The sequence below is a fragment of the bacterium genome, from assembly GCA_026398675.1.
Lineage (GTDB): Bacteria > RBG-13-66-14 > RBG-13-66-14 > RBG-13-66-14 > RBG-13-66-14 > RBG-13-66-14.
On record JAPLSK010000185.1, the window covers coordinates 1 to 4,219 of the forward strand.

A 4,219-nucleotide genomic window follows, 5' to 3' on the forward strand; every position below is an offset into this window, starting at 1 on the left:
AGCGGTTATTACTCTCCTCGCTCAAGGAGCGTTTCCCCAAGCTCCTGTTGCCCGACTGGAAGTCGTCGGTGCGGGATTACATCTTTATCCTGGTGGGCGCCGCCGTGGGGAGCTTCGGCCTCGTGGTGTTACTGGTCCCTTACCGCATCGCCCCGGGCGGCGTCGGCGGACTGGCCACCGTGCTGCACTTCCTCTGGCACGTGCCGGTGGGCTTGACGATGCTCGTGTTCAACGTCCCGCTGTTCCTCATCGGCCTGAAGTTCCTCGGCGGCAGCTTCGGCCTGCGCACCATCTTCGGCATCGTGCTCTACTCCATCTTCGCCGACCTCTATGGCGAGATTCTGCGCATCCCCATCCCCACCGACAACATCATCATGGCCCTGGTCTACGGGGCGGTGCTCCTGGGGGCCGGCCTCGGGCTGGTACTCCGGGGCGGGGGCTCCACCGGCGGAACCGACATCCCCGCCCGCATCCTCTCCCGCTACACCGGGCTCTCCACCGGCGTCAGCTTCCTCTTCTTCGACACGGCGATAATCGCCTTCGCCGGCGCGATTTTCGGCGAGATTGACCTCGTCCTCTACGGCTTCGTGGCCCTGGGCGTCTCGATCAAGGTGATAGACATCGTGCTGGACGGCTTCAGCTACGCCCGGGCGGCCATCATCGTCACCGACATCCCCGACATCGTGTACTACCAGATTATGGCGGGGCTCGACCGGGGGGCCACTCTCATGAAGGGCCGGGGCATGTACACCGACGTGGACAAGGACGTCATCTACTGCGTGATTGAGAAGCGGGAGGTGGAGCGGCTCAAGCGGATGGTGAGGGTGGCGGACCCGAAGGCCTTCGTGGTCATCACCGAAGTGCACGAGGTGATGGGCTACGGTTTCCGCCGCCGCGGCTCGGCGTAGGCTAAATTAGAACGGAGTGGAATTCGGAGCCCACACTTTTATGTGGCTCTTACCTTGACAGCTGATGAAAATTGGACTAAATTGCTTATATATACGTAGAGAGTTATGAAGACTAAACTTCTCACCTATGCCACCTTCCTTCTGTCGGTCTGCCTAGTCATCGGTGGCAGCGCGGCGGAAAAGCCATTGCGCATCCGGCCGATAGTCCACATAAACAACGACCTCTTCGATGATGAAGCACCGACGGAGGTCTTGTGCCTCGTCGTTCAAAGTCAAATCTCAAACGATTCCGTAAGCCAAATCTGGGTGTACCACATCCGCAACTATTCGGAAGCGATAGGTTTTTACACCACCTACTACGCCCGTGACCCGTTCTGGGATCCTGAAAACGAAGTGCTGCCATATCTCGGTGAGTACGAATGGGGATGGTACTGGGGATACCCCGACTACGGCCCTCCATACCTCGTTTATGGATGCACACCCCCCATCAAGTACGCCTACCACGTCATCATTCACGACAGGCCACGCTACTTCCAGCATGTTCTCCCCGAGGACTTGATTAACAACGATTTACCCATCGCCTGGGCCAAGACGGTCAACGCCATTGGTCAGCCCGTGGACTGGTGGAATTGGATCCAGGGCGGTGGCTTTGAATTCAACAGTCAGTATCCACCCTACCCCATCCCGAACTTCAACAACTTCCCCCATCCGCAGGGTTTGACAAATAGACCCGGCTGGCCCACGTACTGGCCGGGCGACCCGTACGATGTTTGCCATTGGGATTGGTGCCCGCCCGACGACTGGCCCGAGGAGCTGCCCGAAGATGAGCCCTACGCCCACGACTGGATGACCCTCGAGATGGTCATTGACGACTGGGACACCTGGGACGACCTGTGGGATGAGGACATCTGGGATCAGGGGCGCTGGGTGCAATAAGGAGGTATGGTGATGTGCAAGATCATTTTTTTTGTACTCGTAGTGGCCATCTCTGCTACAGCACAACTGGACGTCGCGTTCATGATAGGCGACTACAGGGATCATTGGGATGAAGTCTTAAATTACTTCGAAAGCGATGGGCGTTTTGGCGATGTGGATTTCTACGATTGCTCGGATGACAGTACACCGCCCGTCGGTGTCTTTTCGTGTTACGACGTGATTGTTGCCGGCGGCACGGCAAGTTACCGTGAACCTGTAATATTCGGCGACCGTCTGGCTGATTACGTAGACCAGGGCGGGTGCGTGGTGGTTGAGACCGGGAAGTTGATGAACTGGCCGTGGAGTGGAGGTATCGGCGGGCGCTGGCACGATGACGGCTACTGCCCCTACTACTCGGAAAACCCGGGCGGTCTCGAAGGCGACGAGGATTTGATCATAGACGAGCCGGGGCACGCCATTTTCGACGGCGTGTCTGGACTTTGGGACAGCCTATACCGTGTAGATACCATTCTGCGCTCCGGCGCGGTCGAGCTGGCCCACTTCCCCGACTCCGGCGGCGTGGCAGTTAACGCCTGGGAGAACGTCGTCGGGCTGAACTACATGTGCGGTGCTCATAATTGGACCGGGGATGGATATTTGATCTTGGCCAACGCCGCCTGCTACCTGGCCGCCCACTCCGACGTGCGGGAAATGTCATGGGGACAAATTAAGGCCGAGTTCGAGTAAGAACCAAAAGTACGTAAAAAAGGGCGGGTAATCCGCCAAAAGACAAGGGGTAAGACAAGGGGTAAGACAAGGGGCTTAAGCCCCTTGTTCCATTTACACCAGCCCGGCGAGGTGGAGGCTCAAGCGCACGTAGCGGTCGTACTCGGCGGTCTTTCGGGGATTTTCCCCCTTGGCCTTGGCGTAGTAGGCGGCGTCGTGGAGGTGCCGCAGGCGGACGAGTGAGAGAAGCGGACGCAGTGACCGGTGCGCCGCGTCCTCGTCCCAGTCATGGGCCTGACAGGCGGCGTGCCAGAGGGCGGCGAAGACCACCGGGGCGAAGCGATCCCGCTCCTGGAGGGCGAGCATGAAGTTGTCGGCAGGGGGTCGAGCTCCTCGTCCTTCTCCGGCCCCAAACGCCAGACGACCTGGCGCCACATCATGTCCCCGTGGATGGGCCGGGGGCCGTGGAATACGGAACCACCACCCTCCAGGCTCGACACCAGCCCGGAGATGATGGCGCGGTAGGCCTTCGAACTGACCCGATACCCGCGCAGGGCGCGCAGGTCCCCCTCGGCCCGGAGGAAAACCCCCTCGTTGACCGGTCCCCGCCCGGCGTCGCACTTCATCCGCTGCGCGAGCTGGTCGTGGAAGGAGGCGAGGGTGCGCAGGCTCTTGGCGAAAACCATCCGGACGCGCGCCAGCACCGATCCCGTCGGTACGACGCCCAGGAGCCCGTAGAGCTTCCAGAGCACCAGCCCGACCTCGGCGCCGGGAACGAACTCGTAGAAACCTACCAGGGTGTTGCCGGTGCGGGTGTCCGCGAGACGGCCGACGGGCCGCGGCACCAGCTCGCTGGAAAGCGCCGTGGCGAGCTCCCACTCCCGGTCGCCGCGTCCGGGCTCCTCCCGTGGGAGATAGCGCTTGGCCACCAGAGCGTGCTCCCCGCCGGCGCCGCGCACGTCGAGGCGGTAGAGGTGGTTGGTGCTGGGCTCGCCCTCCCGGTCCAGCAGCGGTTCGACCTCGCACCCCGCGGGCATGAACAGGGGGTTTCGGGCCGCCGCGGTGAAGGGCCCCACGGGAGGGGAATCGAGCCGCAACCGACCGGCGTTGCCGACGCCGGCGCTCGCAAGGAGCGTCATCAGGGCCGGGGGAGAGAGGAATAGATCGGAGGCGAAGTACTCGCCGTCGCCGATGTTCAGAAGGACCCCACCCGTATCGGGTTTATCCGGGGTGAGGAGAAGGGGGAGGTAGAAGGTGAACCCCCGGTCGTCGGCCGCCGGTTCCACCCGCACCAGGAGGTGGGTCTGGGGCGGGTGGTGCCAGAGGGTCTCGACGTCGGCGCTTTTCAGCCGGGCCTCGGCAATGCGCCAGCGGCGTGGGTCGGCAAAAAGGGACAACCGCCCCTTGACCGCCTCCACCACACTCGTCTGGTTCAGTCTATGCAAGGGTATATCAACCCGCGGGCCTCTACTTCAACTTGCAGTATACGGGTGCGGCGACTATAATGTCAACGCGTCGCCATTCGAAAGAGGGCGTCAAAACGCCCATCCCGTCGAGGTCCGCCCATGGAGATAAAGCTCGTCCGTAAAGTCCTGGAGGCCCACGAGGCCCTGGCCGGCGAAATCCGCGCCGACCTCGCCCGAAGGCGCATCTACAGCGTGAACGTCATG

At 61.7% G+C, this 4,219-nt stretch carries 4 protein-coding genes; 3 read left to right on the top strand and 1 reads right to left on the bottom strand.

Translation table 11 applies throughout. The annotated features are described in order from the left end of the window. The 3 genes from NTW26_06090 to NTW26_06100 form a co-directional block, all read left to right on the top strand. Positions 1 to 908 (top strand): YitT family protein (locus NTW26_06090; GenBank protein MCX7021828.1); only part of this gene is annotated, 908 nt, incomplete at its 5' end. Positions 909 to 1,013: 105 nt separating this feature from the next. Continuing rightward, positions 1,014 to 1,844: a hypothetical protein gene (locus NTW26_06095; GenBank protein ID MCX7021829.1), complete on the top strand. Its 831-nt coding sequence runs from the start codon at positions 1,014 to 1,016 to the stop codon at positions 1,842 to 1,844. A gap of 81 nt (positions 1,845 to 1,925) precedes the next feature. After that, complete coding sequence (locus NTW26_06100) at positions 1,926 to 2,570, top strand: hypothetical protein (GenBank protein MCX7021830.1); 645 nt, start codon at positions 1,926 to 1,928, stop codon at positions 2,568 to 2,570. A gap of 119 nt (positions 2,571 to 2,689) precedes the next feature. Here NTW26_06100 and NTW26_06105 read toward each other — a convergent pair whose 3' ends face one another. Continuing rightward, positions 2,690 to 3,994 (bottom strand): hypothetical protein, encoded by a 1,305-nt coding sequence (locus NTW26_06105; GenBank protein MCX7021831.1) that lies wholly within the window; start codon positions 3,992 to 3,994, stop codon positions 2,690 to 2,692. Between the last annotated feature and the right edge of the window lie 225 nt (positions 3,995 to 4,219).

Coding starts and splice junctions, on each gene's coding strand:
- NTW26_06095 (MCX7021829.1), top strand. CDS start 1,014: ATGAAGACTAAACTTCTCACCTATGCCACCTTCCTTCTGTCGGTCTGC.
- NTW26_06100 (MCX7021830.1), top strand. CDS start 1,926: ATGATAGGCGACTACAGGGATCATTGGGATGAAGTCTTAAATTACTTC.